12 protein-coding genes and 1 pseudogene are annotated in these 17,398 nt (G+C 68.6%); 8 read left to right on the top strand and 5 right to left on the bottom strand.

The annotated features are described in order from the left end of the window. The first annotated feature begins 63 nt into the window (after nucleotides 1–63). A complete protein-coding gene (locus HWX62_RS11765; protein WP_175928407.1) occupies nucleotides 64–864 on the top strand; it encodes an SDR family oxidoreductase in 801 nt (266 codons plus the stop codon). On the opposite strand, the gene HWX62_RS11770 is transcribed toward HWX62_RS11765, so the two are convergent. Beyond that, a complete protein-coding gene (locus HWX62_RS11770) occupies nucleotides 861–2,231 on the bottom strand; it encodes an MFS transporter (RefSeq protein WP_175928406.1) in 1,371 nt (456 codons plus the stop codon). The genes HWX62_RS11765 and HWX62_RS11770 overlap by 4 nt on opposite strands. A gap of 187 nt (nucleotides 2,232–2,418) precedes the next feature. Further along, entirely contained in the window at nucleotides 2,419–3,378 is a 960-nt protein-coding gene (locus tag HWX62_RS11775; protein ID WP_175928405.1) for an MBL fold metallo-hydrolase, read from the bottom strand. Between the two features lie 177 nt (nucleotides 3,379–3,555). Here HWX62_RS11775 and HWX62_RS11780 point away from each other — a divergent pair, with 177 nt between their 5' ends. Beyond that, on the top strand, nucleotides 3,556–5,205 hold the full coding sequence (locus tag HWX62_RS11780) for an IclR family transcriptional regulator C-terminal domain-containing protein (protein WP_175928404.1): 1,650 nt from the start codon (nucleotides 3,556–3,558) through the stop codon (nucleotides 5,203–5,205). A gap of 538 nt (nucleotides 5,206–5,743) precedes the next feature. Here HWX62_RS11780 and HWX62_RS11785 read toward each other — a convergent pair. Then, entirely contained in the window at nucleotides 5,744–5,908 is a 165-nt protein-coding gene (locus tag HWX62_RS11785) for a hypothetical protein (RefSeq protein ID WP_175985139.1), read from the bottom strand. Nucleotides 5,909–6,071: 163 nt separating this feature from the next. Beyond that, nucleotides 6,072–6,554 carry an Lrp/AsnC family transcriptional regulator gene (locus HWX62_RS11790; protein ID WP_175928402.1) on the bottom strand — a complete coding sequence of 161 codons (483 nt, stop codon included), beginning with the start codon at nucleotides 6,552–6,554 and terminating at the stop codon, nucleotides 6,072–6,074. Between the two features lie 283 nt (nucleotides 6,555–6,837). Here HWX62_RS11790 and HWX62_RS11795 point away from each other — a divergent pair, with 283 nt between their 5' ends. The 3 genes and pseudogenes from HWX62_RS11795 (at nucleotide 6,838) to HWX62_RS11805 (ending at nucleotide 10,172) form a co-directional block, all read left to right on the top strand. Next, a complete protein-coding gene (locus tag HWX62_RS11795) occupies nucleotides 6,838–7,542 on the top strand; it encodes a LysE family translocator (RefSeq protein WP_175928401.1) in 705 nt (234 codons plus the stop codon). Between the two features lie 75 nt (nucleotides 7,543–7,617). Further along, nucleotides 7,618–8,048, top strand: a pseudogene (locus HWX62_RS11800) (YqaA family protein). A gap of 141 nt (nucleotides 8,049–8,189) precedes the next feature. Further along, entirely contained in the window at nucleotides 8,190–10,172 is a 1,983-nt protein-coding gene (locus HWX62_RS11805; RefSeq protein ID WP_175928400.1) for a methyl-accepting chemotaxis protein, read from the top strand. 37 nt (nucleotides 10,173–10,209) lie between these two features. Here the strand turns inward: HWX62_RS11805 and HWX62_RS11810 are convergent, their stop codons facing one another. Next, complete coding sequence (locus tag HWX62_RS11810; RefSeq protein ID WP_175928399.1) at nucleotides 10,210–11,862, bottom strand: acyl-CoA synthetase; 1,653 nt, start codon at nucleotides 11,860–11,862, stop codon at nucleotides 10,210–10,212. Nucleotides 11,863–12,030: 168 nt separating this feature from the next. Between HWX62_RS11810 and HWX62_RS11815 the strand changes: the two genes are divergently transcribed. The 3 genes from HWX62_RS11815 (at nucleotide 12,031) to HWX62_RS11825 (ending at nucleotide 17,393) form a co-directional block, all read left to right on the top strand. Beyond that, a complete protein-coding gene (locus tag HWX62_RS11815) occupies nucleotides 12,031–12,774 on the top strand; it encodes a Crp/Fnr family transcriptional regulator (protein ID WP_175928398.1) in 744 nt (247 codons plus the stop codon). A gap of 185 nt (nucleotides 12,775–12,959) precedes the next feature. Then, complete coding sequence (locus HWX62_RS11820; RefSeq protein WP_175928397.1) at nucleotides 12,960–16,127, top strand: efflux RND transporter permease subunit; 3,168 nt, start codon at nucleotides 12,960–12,962, stop codon at nucleotides 16,125–16,127. Between the two features lie 36 nt (nucleotides 16,128–16,163). After that, nucleotides 16,164–17,393, top strand: a complete 1,230-nt coding sequence (locus HWX62_RS11825) for an efflux RND transporter periplasmic adaptor subunit (protein WP_175928396.1) — start codon at nucleotides 16,164–16,166, stop codon at nucleotides 17,391–17,393. Nucleotides 17,394–17,398: the final 5 nt, after the last annotated feature.

Raw genomic sequence — 17,398 nt, forward strand, 5'->3', positions numbered from 1 at the left:
CAGCGTTTCGAGGCCAGAATGCGTTCACGCCATCCGGCCATCCTCATCGAAACGGAGCACATCATGACGCAAGCACATCGCGGTACCGCCCTCATTACCGGCGCGTCGTCGGGCATCGGCGCCATCTACGCGGACCGCCTCGCACGCCGCGGCTACGACCTGATCCTGGTCGCGCGCAACCGCGACCGGCTGAGCGCCCTCGCCGAGCGCATCACGAACGACACGCAGCGCGGCGTCGAGATCGTCGATGCGGATCTCAACGACCGCGCGGCGCTCGCCGCCGTCGAAGCCAAGCTGAAACAGGACGCGAGCATCACGCTGCTCGTGAACAACGCGGGCATCGGCACACACGCACCGCTGCTCGACAGCGACGTCGACGCGATGACGCGGATGATCGACCTGAACGTGACCGCGCTCACGCGCCTGACCTATGCGGCCGTGCCCGGCTTCGTCGCACGCGGCCGCGGCGCGGTGATCAACATTTCGTCGATCGTCGCGATCTCGCCGGAAACGCTGAACGGCGTGTACGGCGGCAGCAAGGCGTTCGTGCTCGCGTTCAGCCAGTCGCTGCATCACGAGCTCGCGGACAAGGGCGTGCAGGTGCAGGCCGTGCTGCCCGGCGCGACGGCCACCGATTTCTGGCAGACGGGCGGCCTGCCGCTCGAGCACCTGCCGAAGGAAATCGTGATGACCGCGCACGACATGGTCGATGCGGCGCTGGTCGGGTTCGATCGCGGCGAACTCGTGACGATCCCGTCGCTGCACGCGGGCGACGAATGGGAGGCGTACGAGGCCGCGCGCCGCACGATGGCGCCGCACCTGTCGGCCGATACGCCGGCCCCGCGCTACACCGCGGCGCGCTAATTGGCGGCCGGGCCCGCCCCGCGCGGGGCGGCGCGCACGCCCAGCAGCATCGCGACCGCACACGCGGCCAGCAATCCGGCGATCATCAGCATCGCCGAATCCATGCTGCCCGTGCGCGTGCGGATCATCCCGATCACCCACGGGCTGACGATGCCGCTCGTGATGCCGATGCTGCTGATCAGCGCGATCCCGGCCGCGGCCGCGTGACCGGACAGGTAGCGGGTCGGCACGGCCCAGAAGATCGGCAGCGCGGCGAAGATCAGGGTTGCCGCGATCGACAGGCACGCGAGCATCGCGGCGAAGCTGTGCAGGTGCAGCGTCAGCGCCGCGAGCGCGAGGCCGCCGCCGATCGTGCAGCATGCGAAGTGCTTGCGGCGTTCGCCGGTGCGGTCCGAGCGGCGCGCGATCAGCACCAGCCCCACCGCGCCCACCGCGTTCGGCACGACCGTATAGAGGCTCACGGCGACGACGTCGGTCACGCCGAAGTCGCGGATCATCAGCGGCATCCAGAAGTTGAGCGTCAGCGACGCGCAGGTCAGCGAGAAATAGATGAACGCGAACAGGTACACGCGCGGGTTCGCGAGCGCGGCCAGCACGCTGCGTGCGTCGTGCGCACTGCCGTGTGCGCGGCCTTCGGCGCACAGCGCGGTAACGCGCGCCTTCTCGCCGGACGTGAGCCACGTCGCGTCCTGCGGCCGGTCGACGAGCAATACGAACGCGACGAACGCAAGCAGGATCGCCGGCGCGCCCTCGATCGCGAACATCCACTGCCAGCCGTGCAGCCCGAGCACGCCGCTCATGTCGCGCATGATCCAGCCCGACATCAGACCGCCGAGCACGCCGGCCACCGCGACGCCCGCGAAGAACACCGAGATCGCCGCCGCGCGCCGGTTCGCGGGGAACCAGTAGGTCAGGTACAGCACGATGCCGGGGAAGAAGCCGGCTTCGAACACGCCGAGCAGGAAGCGCAGCACGTAAAAATGCGACGGCTGAGACACGAACATCATCCCGGTCGACGCGAGCCCCCACAGCAGCATGATCCGCGTGAACGTGCGGCGCGCGCCGAAGCGCGCGAGCAGCAGGTTGCTCGGCACTTCGCAGAACACGTAGCCGACGTAGAACACCGCGGCGCCGAGGCCGTACATCGCATCGCTGAAGCCGAGATCGTGCTTCATCTGCAACTGCGCGAAGCCGATGTTGATGCGGTCGAGAAACGACACGACGTAGCAGAGGAACAGGAACGGGACGATCCGCCACGCGATCTTGCGGAACAGCAGCGCGTCGCCGGGTGCGGATTCGGATGCGGCAGTCGACGCCGAGGCGCTCGCGTGCGCGAGCGTCGCTTCGGCGGGAAGCGATTGGGGCATGTCTCTCTCCAAACGGGCCGTGCGATGTCGAGCGCGCGGCAGTCTCCGAGGGCGTGCATGCGCCCTGCTTTCTTGTGAAGACCGGATACGGCTGGCGGCAGCGCGGCGCGATACCGCCGCGGCTGCCGCCAGCTTCAGGAAAACGGCGAGACGATCATGCGAACGCCGCCCCGCCGCCGGGCACCGCTCACTCCTGCAGCGCGGCCCACATTTCCTTGTCGCGCTGCGCGGTCCAGATGCGCGGATGCGCGATGCCGCTCGCCTCGTCGAATGCGCGCGACACGTCGAACGGCAAGCAGTGCTCGTAGATGAACACGTGGCCGAACTTCGGGTCCATCGCCTCGCGCGTGAGCGCCATCGCCGCCTTCAGGTCGAGATTGCGCTCGACGGCCTTGCGGCCCTGCGCGAGCAGCGTCGTGACGAAATCCTTCGTGTAGTCGAGGCCCTTGTTCACTTCGGCCGGATTCAGCAGCGCGGGGCCGCGGCCCGGTACGAGCTTCTCCGCGCCGAGCGCGCGCAGCGCCTCGAGCGTGGCCGGCCACTGTTCGAGCTGCGCGTCGCCGCAGTAGCACGCGGCGTCGTATTCGACGAGGTCGCCCGAGAACAGCACCTTCTGCGACGGCAGCCAGACGATCGTGTCGCCCTTCGTGTGGCCCGAGCCGACGTGCATGATCTTCACTTCGAGCTTGCCGAGAAACAGCGTGATCTCGCGCTCGAACACGAGCGTCGGCCAGGTCAGTCCCGGCACCGTCTCGACGCCGGCGAACAGGCGCGGGAAGCGTTCGATCTCCGACTTCATGTCGGCCTCGCCGCGCTCGACGATCATCTCGTACGTGCCGCGGCTCGCGATCACGTGCTGCGCGCCTTCGGCGAAATACGCGGACGCGCCGAGCACGCGCACCGCGTGGTAGTGCGACAACACCACGTGCTTGATCGGCTTGTCGGTCACGCTGCGGATCTTCGCGATCAGGTCCTGCGCCATCGCGGGCGTCGCGGTCGTGTCGACGATCAGCACGCTGTCGTCGCCGATGATCACGCCCGAGTTCGGGTCGCCTTCGGCGGTGTACGCGTACGCGTTCTCGGACAGCTGCGTCCAGGTGACTTTCTTCTCTTCCAGATCGGCTTGGGAGGCGAATGCTTTGGCCATTGTGCGTTCCGTGGCGGCGAGCCATGTGTTGAGGGGAATGAGCGGATCATCTGCCTGCCCCGAATATTTGTCAATGGCAAATCAGCTTGCTATTGTCTAATACGGGTAAACCTGCGGACTGGCGCGAGAAATGGCGTCGGATACCATGCGGGGTTTCGTCAACGGAAGAATCATCGCGTGCAGAACCATGAAGTCAGCGCGGACGATGCGCCGCCCAAGGCGCAGCGCGGCATCCAGAGTGTCGAGGTCGGCGGCCGCCTGCTCGACGCGCTCGCACGCCGGCGCAAGCCGCTCGGGCTGTCGGAGCTGGCCGCGGCGGCCGATCTGTCCACCGCGCAGGCGCATACCTATCTCGTGAGCCTGACGCGGCTCGCGCTCGTCAAGCGCGATGCAATCACCGGCAACTACGAGCCGGGGCCGCTGTCGCTGCGGCTCGGGCTGATGTCGATCGAGCGCCAGCCGGCGTACCGCGCGACGCTGCCGCACGCGGTGAAGCTTGCGGAAACGGTCGGCCTGAGCGTCGCGCTGTCGGTGCCGGGCGTGCTCGGCCCGACGATCGTGCGCATCGAGCACGGCGGCTATCCGTTGCACGTGAACCTGCACGTCGGTTCGGTGATGTCGTTGGACACCACCGCGACCGGCCGGGTGTTCCGCGCGTTCGGCGACGCCGCGCAACTCGACGCGATGGCGGCGAGCCAGGCCGGCGCGGGCGATACGCTCGCCGGCGCCGAAGCCGAGCCGGCCGCGCCGGACGCCGATGCGCAACGCACCGCACTCGACGCGATCCGTGCGCGCGGCATCGAGCGCAGCATCGACCGGCCGAGCCCGGGCGTCAGCGGGATGTGCGTGCCCGTGTTCGATGCGCACGGGCGGCTGCAACTCGCGTTGACGGTGATCGGTTCGACGGGATCGATCGATGTCGACTGGGACGGCCCGATCGCGGCGGCCTTGCGCGATGCGGCGCGGCAGGCCACGGCGTCGCTCGGCGCGGCGCGTGCCGAACCTGCGCCGGCGCCGGCGCCGGGCGCCGCGCGCGTGCCGCCCGCGCTGGCCGACGACGCCAAGGCGCAGCGCGGCATCAATGCGCTCGACAGCACCGGCGAGCTGCTGCTCGCGCTGGTGTCGGCGGGCCGCGCGCTGCCGCTGCGCGATCTCGCGGCGGCGGCCGGCATGCCCGCCGCGAAGGCGTTTCCGCATCTGGTCAGCCTGCAGAAGATCGGCCTGCTGAGCCGCGACGACGCCGGCTGCTTCGACGGCGGCCCGCTCGCGCAGGCGCTCGGCCTGATCGCGATGCAGCGCGTGTCGCCGACCCGCGACGCGGAAGCCGAGATCGTCGCGCTCGCCGGCGCGACCGACATGAGCGTGGCCGCCGCGACGCTCGGGCCGCTCGGGCCGACCGTGATCCGGCTCGAGGAATCGGCGCGACCGCAGCACGTGAGCCTGCAGGTCGGCACCGTGATGTCGCTCGTCAATACGGCGATCGGCCGAATTTTCGCGTCCGGCATGTCGGACGACGTACTGGCCGACCTCCTCGCCAACGAGCCCGTGCGTCTTGCGGGCGCACACACGGCACCGGACGACGCAGCCTTCCGCGCGCGGCTCGCGACGATCCGCGCGGATGAACTCGATTTCGCGTTCGACGCGCCGGTGCCCGGCATCGGGACGATTGCCGCCCCCGTGTTCGATCACACCGGCAGCATCCGGCTCGTGATCGCGATCATCGGCTCGTCGCGCGGCTTCCCGCGCGGGTCGGACAGCATGCTGGCGCAGACGCTGCGGGCCGCGACACGGCGGCTGTCGTGGCGCTTCGGGTGGATCGGCGGGTAAGCGCGGTCGCGCTGCCGCGCCCGCTCCGCGGCTTCACTTCCCTTTCCCTTTACCGCTCGCCAATGCAACGGGCCCGCTTCCGCCCGGGCCCCGCCACGCCCGTACATTCCGCGAGGCCGCCACGACGCCTGTTGCGCGACGGCAACAGAAAGTGTCAGGAATTCTCATATAACGAAAACGCATTTCACAAAGCGGTGACGTTTCTCTATGATTAGGGTTATCCCTAACTCACCACTTATATGGGGCTTCGTCATGCAAACGTCTAATGTCTCCGATCGTTCCACCCAATCCGCTGGCTGGCTCGCACGCATTGGCGAGTTGCTCGCGGAAGCATGGGCTCTGCACCTCGAGAACTGCGAAGTCATCGCTGAAGCGCACGCACGCCTGCCGCGCTAAATGCTTCGACCGGCCGCCCACCGGCGGCACGATATCCGGCTGATCCGCTGTCGGGACGCGCGCCGAAAGGCCGTCGCGTCCACCATCGGAGCGGCTGGCGGGTATCAATAAAAAGGGCCGAATGGTTCGGAAGTGAAGGCGCTCACGCGATCTCGGCGCCGTGATGCAGTTGCGGTGCCGTGCCCGATGTGTTGGCACGATGCAAAGCGCCGTCCTGCCGGATTACGTCGCTGTCCGGCTGCCCGCGCGGGCATTGCACCACCGCGCCGGGCGACATCGCCGATGGTTCGTCGGGTTCGTCGCTCATCGCGCCAAGCAGCGACGGAAGAATCATCCGTTTCTCCCTGCGGGCCCGTTACGCCCGTATCCGGCTCAGGCGGTACACCGCGGCCGCTAAAGTGCCCTTACGCCCTTCTTGCCCCGCAGCCGCGAGCCCGTAACCCGATGCGCCGCCGCTCGCCGCACCGCCGTCAAACCTGGATCGACGGCACGTCCTTCATGCACCGCAGCGCGAACATCGAGCGGCTGTGGCGGATGCTCGAAATCCTGTACAGCTTCTCACGCAGAAAGCGCTCGTAGCCGGCCGTGCCGTCCACCGCGACCTTGATCCAGTAGTCGTACTCGCCCGACACCAGGTACGCCTCGAGCACCTCCGGCAGCGCCGCCAGTTCGGCGCCGAAGCGCGCCAGCGCGTCGTCTTCATGGCGATCGAGCGTCACTTCGAGGATCACGATGTCCGCGTAGCCGAGCTTGCGCTGGTTGACCAGCGCGACGTAGCCGTCGATGTAGCCGTCGAGTTCGAGTTGCCGCGTGCGGTTCCAACACGCGGTGGTCGACATGCCGATCTGTTCAGCCAGTTCGGCGTTCGACAGGCGCGCATTTTTCTGCAAGGCAGCGAGGATCTTGCGGTCCTGATTGTCGAGCGTTTTGGGCGTGCGTTCGCGGGTAGCCATGATGAGAAGAATCTTCTACTTAAAATCGGCATTCTATCTGAACAGGATTCCGGTTTCGGGCCCGTTTCGCTGGAAAACAGGAAGCCTTTTAACCGGGCCGCTTGATACATTTTCTCCATGCCCGCTGCCCGGCACGCTCCCCGCGACCACCCCTCGCAACGGGACGCACGACCGCAATCACGAGTTGCGGTGCCGGCCGGCAGGCATGCGATTCCCCGCCGCCCGCACGCCTATCCGACCGCGTGCGGGGCCGGTGCCTGCGTCCCCGTTCCTGCCCGTCCGTATGTCGTTCAAGCTTTATCTGTCGTTCCTCGCCGCTTCCGTCGTTCTCATCTACGCGCCCGGCCCCGTCAACCTGCTCACGATGAACCAGGCGTTGCGCACCGGCTGGCGCCGCGCGCTGCCGTGCGTCTGGGGCGGCACGCTCGCCGTGCTGCTGCAACTCGCGCTGACCGCGCTGTGCCTCAATTCGCTCGTCCACCTCGATGAACACGCGCTGACCGTGCTGCGCTGGGCCGGCGCCGCGTATCTCGTCTGGCTCGGCGGCAAGCAGTGGCTGAGCCGCGCGCCGGCCGGCGCAGCCGCGGCATCGGCATCGGCATCGGCATCGGCATCGGCATCGGCATCGGCATCGACATCGGCCGATACCGACGCTGGAACAGCGATCGCCGCGCCGGACACCGACACCGGGCGCGCGCTGTTCTGGCGCGGCGTCGCGACTTCCGGGCTGAATCCCAAGACGCTGCTGTTCTTTCCGTCGTTCTTTCCGCAGTTCATCAACCCGACTGCCGATTGGAGCCTGAACCTTCAATACCTGCTGCTCGCCGCGACGTTCGCGTTGCTGTTCGCGGGCGGCGTCGCGTCGATGGCGCTGTTCTCGCACCGGCTGAGCCGCGCGTTGCAGCGGCCGGCGCGGATGCGTGCGATGAACCGCGTGACGGGCGGGCTGCTCGTCGGGATGGGCGCGATGATGGTCGGCTGGAACTGAGGGCGTCGACGCTTTCCTTTCCGCGCGACCGCAACACCCGCGCACCGGCGGCGACGCCGCCCGTACAATCGCGCGATGTCCGAATTGTTCACTTACGGCGGCCTGTTCGCCGTGTCGATGGTCGCCGCGACCTGTTTCCGCTCCAGTCCGAAGCCGTGCTCGCCGGCCTGCTGCTCGCCGGGCGCGAACCCGTGTGGGCGCTGGTGCTGGTCGCGAGCGTCGGCAATGTCGCCGGCTCGACGATCAACTGGGCGCTCGGCCGCGGCATCGAGCACTTTCGCGAGCGCCGCTGGTTTCCGGTCAAACCGTCCGCGCTCGCACGCGCCGAGCGCTGGTACGCACGCTACGGCCGCTGGTCGCTGCTGCTCAGCTGGGCACCGGTGATCGGCGATCCGCTGACGATGATCGCCGGCGTGCTGCGCGAGCCGCTGCCGACCTTTCTCGTCATCGTGACGATCGCGAAAGTCGGCCGCTATCTGGCCGTCGCGTGGCTCGTCACGCACTGACGTCCGCGTGCCCTTCGCGCGCCTGCCGGCCTGCCACGACGCCGTCCCGCTAAAGATTTCGCCGAAGTTGCCGTATTAAGTGGACGACTAGCGGTGACGCGTGCGTTCCGCCCCCCTCTCCCTCGCCACTCAGGATGTTTCATGAGATTGACCCAATTGGGCCGGGTGAGCGTCGGCGCGCGTCTGGCCGCGCTGGCGTGCGCGCTCGTCGCCGTGCTGTTTACCGTGTTCGCGTGGACGCTCGCCCATTTCGCCGGCCAGCAGCTCGCCGACGAGGCGCACCTGCGAATCGACGAAAAGGAGCAGTCGATCCGCGCGATGGTCGATCTGTTCGACAAGGCGCTGACCGCCGAAGCCAACCGCTCGATGTCGCTGTTCGCGAGTTTCCTGCCGGCCGATTTCACGCTCGACCCGGCCCGCACCGTCGATATCGGCGGCGTGGCCGCGCCGACGCTTCTCGCGGGCGGCCAGCCGCTCGACCTCGATTACTCGATTCCCGACCAGTTCCTGAAGAAAAGCGGTGCGATCGCGACGATCTTCGCGCGCGACGGCGACGATTTCGTGCGCATCACCACGTCGCTGAAGAAGCAGGACGGCGCGCGCGCCGTCGGCACCCGGCTCGACCGCGCCGGCCCCGCTTACGCGCCGCTCGTCGCCGGGCGCAGCTACACGGGCCTCGCGAAGCTGTTCGGCCGGCCGTACATCACGCAGTACAAGCCGGTGACCGATGCGAGCGGCCGCGTGATCGGCGCGCTGTTCGTCGGCCTCGACATCGGCGCCGAGCTCAAGCTCGTCGAAGACGGCATCCGCGCGCTGAAGATCGGCGACAACGGCTACTACTTCGTGCTCGATGCGTCGCAGGGCCCGTCGCGCGGCACCTTCGTCGTGCATCCCGATGCGGCCGGCCAACGGGCCGACGACACGCGCGCGCCCTATGCGCAGATGCTCGCGGCCGGCCAGGGGCGGCTCGCGTACACGTCGACCGACCCGGCCGCGCACGACGGCGCGCCGACCGCGAAATTCGTGTCCTTCACGACGATTCCGCAGTGGCAATGGCTCGTCGGCGGCATCGCACTCGACGACGAATTGCTCGCCACCATGCGCGCCACCCGCAACCGCTTCCTGATGATCGGCGCGGTGCTCGTCGCGGCGTTCGCGACGCTGTTCGTGATCGTCGTGCGACGTGTCGTGAGCCGGCCGCTGGAGGCGGCCGCCCGCGCCTCCGAGCGCTATGCGGCGGGCGATCTCAGCGTGCGTATCCGCGACGGCGCGAATGCGCACGGCAGCGCGGGCAACGACGAGATCGGCCGGCTCGTGCAGGCGGTCGACGGAATCGGCGACGGCCTCGCGCGGATCGTCGCGCAGGTGCGCAACAGCGCGGCCGACATCGCGCACGGCACGGTCGGCATCGCGGCCGGCAGCGGCGACATCGCCGCGCGCATCGCGACGCAGGCGAGCAGCGTCGAACAGACGGCCGCCAGCATGGAACAGATCACCGCCGCCGTGCAGCAGAGCGCCGAGCACGCGGCGCAAGCCAACGCGCTGGTCGCCGACGCGTCGGCCGCCGCGACGAACGGCGACGCCGCGGTGCAGCGCGTGGTCGCGACGATGGACGACATCGGCCGTGCGACGCGCCGGATCGCCGAGATCACCGGCGCGATCGAAGGCATCGCGTTCCAGACCAACATCCTCGCGCTGAACGCGGCCGTCGAGGCCGCCCGCGCGGGCGAACACGGCAAGGGCTTCGCGGTGGTCGCGGCCGAGGTGCGCGCGCTGGCGCAACGCAGCGCGGCCGCGGTCAAGGAGATCGATGCGCTGAGCGCCGAATCGTCGACGACCGTCGAACAGGGTTACCGGATCGCGGACGCCGCGCGCGGCACGATGCGCGACATCGTCGCGCGGGTCGACCAGGTCCGCACGCTGATCGGCGAGATCAGCGCCGCGTCGCGCGAACAATCGACCGGCATCGAACAGGTGAATCTCGCGGTCACGCAGATCGGCGACGCGACGCAGCAGAATGCGATGCTGATCTCCGATGCCGAACGCGCGGCCGTCGCGCTGCGCGACCAGGCCGCGCAACTGTCGGACGCGGTCAGCGTGTTCCGGCTCGCACGCGACGCGTGACGCGGGCCGGATGAGGAAACACCACCGGGCGCGCCGCCTACTTCTTGTCGCCCGCCAGGTCGATCGCCTTGTCCGAGCCGACGGCGTTGCGCAACTGGAACTTCTGGATCTTGCCGGTCGACGTCTTGGGCAGCTCGCCGAAGCGCACAGCCTTCGGCACCTTGAAGCCCGCGAGCAGTTGCCGGCAATGCGCGACGATCTCCGCCTCGGTCGCGCTCGCGCCCTCGCGCAGCTCGACGAACGCGCACGGCACCTCGCCCCACTTCGGGTCGGGCATCGCGACGACGGCCGCCACGGCCACCGCCGGATGCCGGTACAGCGCGTCCTCGACTTCGATGCTCGAGATGTTCTCGCCGCCCGAGATGATGATGTCCTTCTTGCGATCCTTGATCCGGATATAGCCGTCCGGCATCAGCACCGCGAGATCGCCGGTATGGAACCAGCCGCCGTGGAACGCCTCGTCGGTCGCCTTCGGGTTCTTCAGGTAGCCCTTCATGCAGATGTTGCCGCGGAACATGATCTCGCCGAGCGTCTCGCCGTCGGCCGGCACCGGCGTCATCGTGTCGGGATCGAGCACCGTCGCGCCTGCTTCGAGGTGGTAGCGCACGCCCTGGCGTGCATTCAGCCGCGCGCGCTCCTCGTCGGACACGGCGTCCCAATGCGACTGCTGCGCGCAGACAGTTGCCGGGCCGTAGACCTCGGTCAGCCCGTACACGTGCAGCAGGTCGAAACCGATCTCCTTCATCTTCGCGATCACGGCCGGCGCGGGCGCCGCGCCCGCGACCATCGCGTGCACCGTGTGGTCGATTCCCGCGCGGAACTCGGCCGGCGCGTTCGCGATCGCGCTCTGCACGATCGGCGCGCCGCAGTAGTGCGTGACGCGCTCGCGGCGGATCAGGTCGAACACGGTCTTCGCGTCGAACTTGCGCAGGCACACGTTCACGCCCGCGCGTGCCGCGACGGCCCACGGGAAGCACCAGCCGTTGCAGTGGAACATCGGCAGCGTCCACAGATACACCGCGTGCTTCGGCATGTCCCATTCGAGGATGTTGCTGATCGCCGCGAGATACGCGCCGCGATGGTGATAGACGACGCCCTTCGGGTCGCCGGTCGTGCCCGACGTGTAGTTCAGCGCGATCGCCTCCCATTCGTCGGCGGGCGGTGTCCATGCGTAGTCCGGGTCGCCGCCGGCCACGAACGCCTCGTAGTCGGTCGCGCCCGCGAAACGGTCCGGGTCGGCCGGCATCGCGTCGGCCACGCTGACGATCTTCAGGCCCGGCAGCTCCAGCGCCGCGCGCTGCGCGACCTCCGCGTATTCGGTATCGACGATCAGCACCTTCGCCTCGCCGTGACGCAGCATGAACAGTACCGACGACGCGTCGAGCCGCGTGTTGATCGTGTTCAGCACGGCGCCGGCCATCGGCACGCCGAAGTGCGCCTCGACCATCGCCGGAATGTTCGGCAGCAGCGCCGCGACCGTGTCGCCGCGCCCGACGCCGGCCTGCGCGAGCGCGCTCGCCAGCTGTTTCGCGCGCGTGCAGGTCTCGCCCCACGTGCGCCGCACGTCGCCGTGCACGATCGCGAGACGCTCGCCATAGACCTCGGCCGTACGGACCAGGAAATCGATCGGCGTGAGCGCTACGTAGTTGGCATCGCGGCGGCCGAGCCCGGCCTCGAACATCTGCGTCATGATCCTGTCTCCCGTGTTCTGTCGACCGGAGCGCACGCACCCCGGATCGTTTTGATGTGGTTCAATTGCCGACAGCCTAACGGGCGCTATTGTGAGCCGTCTGTCATCGAAACGACAGAGTGCCGCTCGAGCGCTGCGCGTTATCCCTATCCTCGCAAACCCGCACCCATGCACGATCACCTCGACGCGGCCGTCCGCCCGGCCGACACGCTTGCCGAACCGGGCCCGCTGCCGCCGCTCGCGACGCTGTTCGGCCGGTGCGCATGGTTCCGCACGCTGGCGCCTGAGCATCAGGCGCTCGTGCTGGCCCAGTCGCACGTCGCGCGGTGCGAGGCCGGCGACGTGGTCGCGCACCGGCTCGCGCCGTCCGAACACTGGATCGGCGTCCATCAGGGGCTGCTGAAGCTCGCGATCTTCAACGTGTCGGGGCGCGGCTGCACGTTCTCGGGCGTGCCGTCGGGCGGCTGGTTCGGCGAAGGCAGCGTGATCAAGCGCGAGCGGCGCAAGTACGAGGTCGTCGCGATCCAGCGCTCGACCGTGCTGTTCGTGCCGGTCGACACGTTCCATGCGCTGCTCGACACGAGCCTGCCGTTCACGCGCTTCGTGATCCATCAGCTGAACAACCGGATGGGCGAATTCATCGCGTCGATCCAGAACAGCCGGCTGCTCGACGTCGACGCGCGCGTCGCGCAGGCGCTCGCGCAGCTCTTCAACCCGGCGCTGTACCCGGATACCGGCCCGTCGCTGTCGATCTCGCAGGAGGAACTGGGGATGCTCGTCGGCGTGTCGCGCCAGCGGATCAACCAGGCGCTGCAGCAACTGGAGAAGCTCGGCGCGTTGCGGCTCGCGTACAACCAGATCGACGTCGTCGATCTCGACGCGCTCGCCCGCTTCGGCATGGAGCAGCTGTGAGCGCCGCCCGATGCGCGAAACCGTCGCCATCGCGACGGTGCGTTTCGTCTGCCGAATCGGCCGCCGGCCCGCGCGCCCCAACCTGACAATTCCGCCAGTTTCGCGACAGTAACCCGTTGCGGGCCGACGCCTATCATGCGGGTTCCCTTCACCGACGCCCGATCACCGCCTGTCCCGCCGCCTCCATGTGGATCGTCAATCTCGCGCTCAGGCGCCCCTACACGTTCATCGTCATGGCCATCATGATCGTGCTGGCCACCCCGCTGGCGCTGATGCGCACACCGGTCGACGTGCTGCCCGCGATCAACATCCCCGTGATCAGCGTGATCTGGAATTACACCGGCTTCTCCGCGACGGAGATGACGAACCGCATCACGTCCGTGCATGAACGGATCCTGACGACGACCGTCAACAACATCCAGCACGTCGAATCGACGTCGCTGCCCGGCATCGCGGTCGTGAAAGTGTTCCTGCAACCGGGCGCGAACGTGCAGACGGCAATCGCGCAGACGGTGTCGTCCGCGCAGGCGATCGTGCGGCAGATGCCGCAGGGCGCGACGCCGCCGCTCGTGATCACCTATTCCGCGTCGAGCATTCCGGTGATCCAGCTCGGGCTGTCGAGCCAGACGCTCAGCGAGCAGTCGCTCGCCGACATCGCGCTCAACTTCCTGCGCCCGCAGCTGATCACGGTGCCGGGCGTGCAGATTCCGTTTCCGTACGGCGGGCGCACGCGCGTGGTGGCGATCGACCTCGACCCGCAGGCGCTGCAAGCGAAGGGCCTCACACCGGCCGACATCGTCAACGCGGTCAACGCGCAGGACCTCGTGCTGCCGACCGGCACCGCGAAGATGGGCCAGACCGAATACCGGATCGACACGAACGCGTCGGCCGATACGGTCGCCGACATCAGCAACCTGCCCGTGCAGACGATCAACGGCGCGACGACCTACCTGCGCGAAGTGGCGGCGGTACGCGACGGCTTCGCGCCGCAGACCAACGTCGTGCGCCAGAACGGCCAGCGCGGCGTGCTGATCTCGATCCTGAAAAGCGGCGACGCGTCGACGCTCAAGGTCGTGTCCGACCTGAAGACGCTGCTGCCGAAGGTGATTCCGACGTTGCCGGAAGGGCTCACGATCACGCCGCTGTTCGACCAGTCGGTGTTCGTCAACGCGGCCGTCCAGGGCGTGATCCACGAGGCGCTGATCGCCGCCGTGCTGACCGCGATGATGATCCTGCTGTTTCTCGGCAACTGGCGCAGCACGCTGATCATCGCGATCTCGATTCCGCTGTCGATCTTCACGTCGCTGATCGCGCTGTCGGCGCTCGGCGAGACCATCAACATCATGACGCTCGGCGGGCTCGCGCTCGCGGTCGGCATTCTCGTCGACGACGCGACCGTCACGATCGAGAACATCGAGCGGCACCTGCATCTGGGGACCAACCTGCACGATGCGATCCTCGAGGGCGCGGGCGAGATCGCCGTGCCGGCGCTCGTGTCGACGCTGTGCATCTGCATCGTGTTCGTGCCGATGTTCTTCCTCACCGGCGTCGCGCGCTTCCTGTTCGTGCCGCTCGCGGAAGCCGTGGTGTTCGCGATGCTCGCGTCGTACGTGCTGTCGCGCACGCTGGTGCCGACGCTCGCGATGCTGCTGTTCCGCCCGCAGCAGGCGGGCACCGGCCCCGATCATGCGACGTCGCGCTTCGCGCGCCTCCATCACGCATTCAACCACGCGTTCGAACGGCTGCGCGCGTGGTACATCGTGCTGCTCAGCATCCTGCTCGTGCGCCGCCGCTTCTACGCGCTGTGCTTCCTCGGCTTCTGCGTGCTGTCGACGGGCCTCGTGTTCGTGCTCGGCCGCGACTTCTTCCCGAACGCCGATTCCGGCAACCTCCGGCTGCACGTGCGTGCGCCGACCGGCTACCGGATCGAGGAAACCGCGCGCCTCGCCGACCAGGTCGAGCGCGTGATCCGCGCAACCGTGCCGCCCGACGAGCTCGGCGCGATCGTCGACAACCTCGGCCTGCCGGTGAGCGGCATCAACCTGTCGTACAGCAACGCCGGCACGATCGGCACGCTCGACGGCGAGCTGCTGATCGCGCTGAAGCCCGGCCACCGCGCAACCGGGCACTACGTCGAGACGCTGCGCACGGTGCTGCCGCAGCGCTTCCCGGGCGTCGAGTTCTTCTTCCAGCCGTCGGACATCATCACGCAGATCCTCAACTTCGGCCAGCCGGCCGCGATCGACGTGCAGGTGCTCGGCAACGATCTCGCGAGTAACATGGCCATTGCGAGCAGCCTGATGAAAAAGATCAGGCAAATTCCCGGCGCCGTCGACGTGCACGTGCTGCAACGCAATGACGAACCGACCCTGCTGGCCGACATGGACCGTACGCGCATGCAGCAGCTCAATCTCTCCGCGCAGAACGTCGCGCAGAACATGCTGATCTCGCTGTCGGGGAGCTCGCAGACGACGCCGTCGTTCTGGATCAACCCGCGCACCGGCGTCCAGTACCCGCTGCAGATCCAGACCCCGCAATACAACCTCTCGTCGGTCGACGACCTGCTCGGCACGCCGATCTCCGCCAGCGGCCGCACCGGCACGCCGCTGCAATTGCTCGGCAACCTGGTGCAGGTGCGCAGCACCGTGAACCCGGCCGTGATCACGCACTACAACATCCGCCCGGCGATCGACGTGTACGTGAGCGTCGAGGGCCGCGATCTCGGCGCGGTCGCGGGCGAGATCGACCGCATCGTGTCGGACGCACGCGCGACGCTGCCGCGCGGCACCGACCTCTCGATGCGCGGCCAGATCGAGACGATGCGCACGTCGTATCTCGGCCTCGGCGCGGGTGTCGCGATGGCGATCGTGCTCGTCTACCTGCTGATCGTCGTCAACTTCCAGTCGTGGCTCGACCCGCTGATCATCATCAGCGCGATGCCGGCCGCTCTCGCGGGCATCGCGTGGATGCTGTTCATCACCGGCACGCACCTGAGCGTGCCCGCGCTGACGGGCGCGATCATGACGGTCGGCGTCGCGACCGCGAACAGCATTCTGGTCGTGTCGTTCGCGCGGCAACGCCTCGCGGCCGGCGCGCCGCCGCTCACGGCCGCGCTGGAGGCGGGCGCGACGCGGATCCGGCCGGTGCTGATGACGGCGCTCGCGATGATCATCGGGATGGTGCCGATGGCGCTCGGTCTCGGCGAAGGCGCCGAGCAGAATGCGCCGCTCGGCCGCGCGGTGATCGGCGGGCTGCTGTTCGCGACCGTCTCGACGCTGCTGTTCGTGCCGCTCGTGTTCGGCGGCGTGCATTCACGGCTGGCCCGCCGGCGCGCGCGCCAGGCCGGACACTGACTTTCGCCCCACTACCCGGTTGAATTGGTTGAATTCATGGAAGAGAAACATCACAGCGCCGTCGGCATCCAGGTGGACGAACACGGCATGCACCTGCCGACGCGCGCGTCGGTGTCGCGACGCGGACGGATCGTCGTGATCGCGATCGGCGTGCTGCTGGCCGCCGGCGCCGCGCGCACGCTGATCGTCAACGGGCTGAACCGCAACCGGCTCGACGCGGTCGCCGAGCAGAACACGCGCCAGTACGTGAGCGTCGTGCATCCGGTCGACGCGGCCACCGGCGGCAAGCTGACGCTGCCCGGCACGCTGCGCGGCTTCGTCGAGGCGCCGATCTATGCGCGCGCCAGCGGCTACGTGCTGCGCTGGCAGGCCGACATCGGCACGCACGTGAAGCAGGGGCAAACGCTCGCCGAACTCGACACGCCGGAGCTGAACCAGGAGCTGGCGCAGGCCACCGCGCAACGCCAGCAGGCGCAAGCGGCGCTCGCGCTCGCGAAGACGTCGTTCGACCGCGCGCAGCAGTTGCGCCAGCGCGATGCCGTCGCGCAGCAGGAACTCGACGACCGGCAAGGCGCGTTCAGCCAGGGCACCGCGAACCTCGCGGCGGCCGATGCGAACGTGCGCCGTCTCACCGAGCTGAAGGGGTTCCAGCGGATCGTCGCGCCGATCGACGGGATCGTCACGCAGCGCAACGTCGACGTCGGCGATCTCGTCAATTCCGGCAACGCGGGCCGTGCGCTGTTCACGGTCGTGCAAGCCGACCGGCTGCGCCTGTACGTGCAGGTGCCGCAGGCGTATGCGCAGCAGGTGAAGGTCGGCCAGCACGTGAGCGTCGCGCAGGCCGAGCTGCCGGGGCGGACGTTCGACGGGACGATCACGCGCACGGCGCAGGCGATCGACGTCGCGACGCGCTCGCTGCAGATCGAGATCACGCTGCCGAACCCGGACGGACGGCTGCTGCCCGGCGCATACGTGCAGGCGACGCTGCCGATGACGCCGGTCGGCCGCCTGCAGGTGCCGGCCAATACGCTGCTGTTCCGCGCCGAGGGCCCGACGGTCGCAGCCGTCGACGCGAGCGGCCAGGTCCGGCTGAAACAGGTGACGGTCGTGCGCACGATCGGCCAGACGCTCGAAGTCGACGGCCCGATCACGCCGAACGACCGCCTCGTCGCGAACCCGAGCGATGCGCTCGCGACCGGCGACCGGGTCGTCGTGCAGGCGCCGGCCGCGCAGCCGGCCTCTGCCGCCGCGGGAGCGAAGTCGTGATCGCG

This window comes from Burkholderia sp. BCC0506 (genome assembly GCF_902833145.1).
Classification (GTDB): domain Bacteria; phylum Pseudomonadota; class Gammaproteobacteria; order Burkholderiales; family Burkholderiaceae; genus Burkholderia.

Excerpts from the sequence above, each read along its gene's own strand:
- HWX62_RS11765 (WP_175928407.1), top strand. The coding sequence starts at position 64 with ATGACGCAAGCACATCGCGGTACCGCCCTCATTACCGGCGCGTCGTCG.
- HWX62_RS11770 (WP_175928406.1), bottom strand. The coding sequence starts at position 2,231 with ATGCCCCAATCGCTTCCCGCCGAAGCGACGCTCGCGCACGCGAGCGCC.
- HWX62_RS11775 (WP_175928405.1), bottom strand. The coding sequence starts at position 3,378 with ATGGCCAAAGCATTCGCCTCCCAAGCCGATCTGGAAGAGAAGAAAGTC.
- HWX62_RS11785 (WP_175985139.1), bottom strand. The coding sequence starts at position 5,908 with ATGAGCGACGAACCCGACGAACCATCGGCGATGTCGCCCGGCGCGGTG.
- HWX62_RS11790 (WP_175928402.1), bottom strand. The coding sequence starts at position 6,554 with ATGGCTACCCGCGAACGCACGCCCAAAACGCTCGACAATCAGGACCGC.
- HWX62_RS11795 (WP_175928401.1), top strand. The coding sequence starts at position 6,838 with ATGTCGTTCAAGCTTTATCTGTCGTTCCTCGCCGCTTCCGTCGTTCTC.
- HWX62_RS11805 (WP_175928400.1), top strand. The coding sequence starts at position 8,190 with ATGAGATTGACCCAATTGGGCCGGGTGAGCGTCGGCGCGCGTCTGGCC.
- HWX62_RS11810 (WP_175928399.1), bottom strand. The coding sequence starts at position 11,862 with ATGACGCAGATGTTCGAGGCCGGGCTCGGCCGCCGCGATGCCAACTAC.
- HWX62_RS11815 (WP_175928398.1), top strand. The coding sequence starts at position 12,031 with ATGCACGATCACCTCGACGCGGCCGTCCGCCCGGCCGACACGCTTGCC.
- HWX62_RS11820 (WP_175928397.1), top strand. The coding sequence starts at position 12,960 with ATGTGGATCGTCAATCTCGCGCTCAGGCGCCCCTACACGTTCATCGTC.
- HWX62_RS11825 (WP_175928396.1), top strand. The coding sequence starts at position 16,164 with ATGGAAGAGAAACATCACAGCGCCGTCGGCATCCAGGTGGACGAACAC.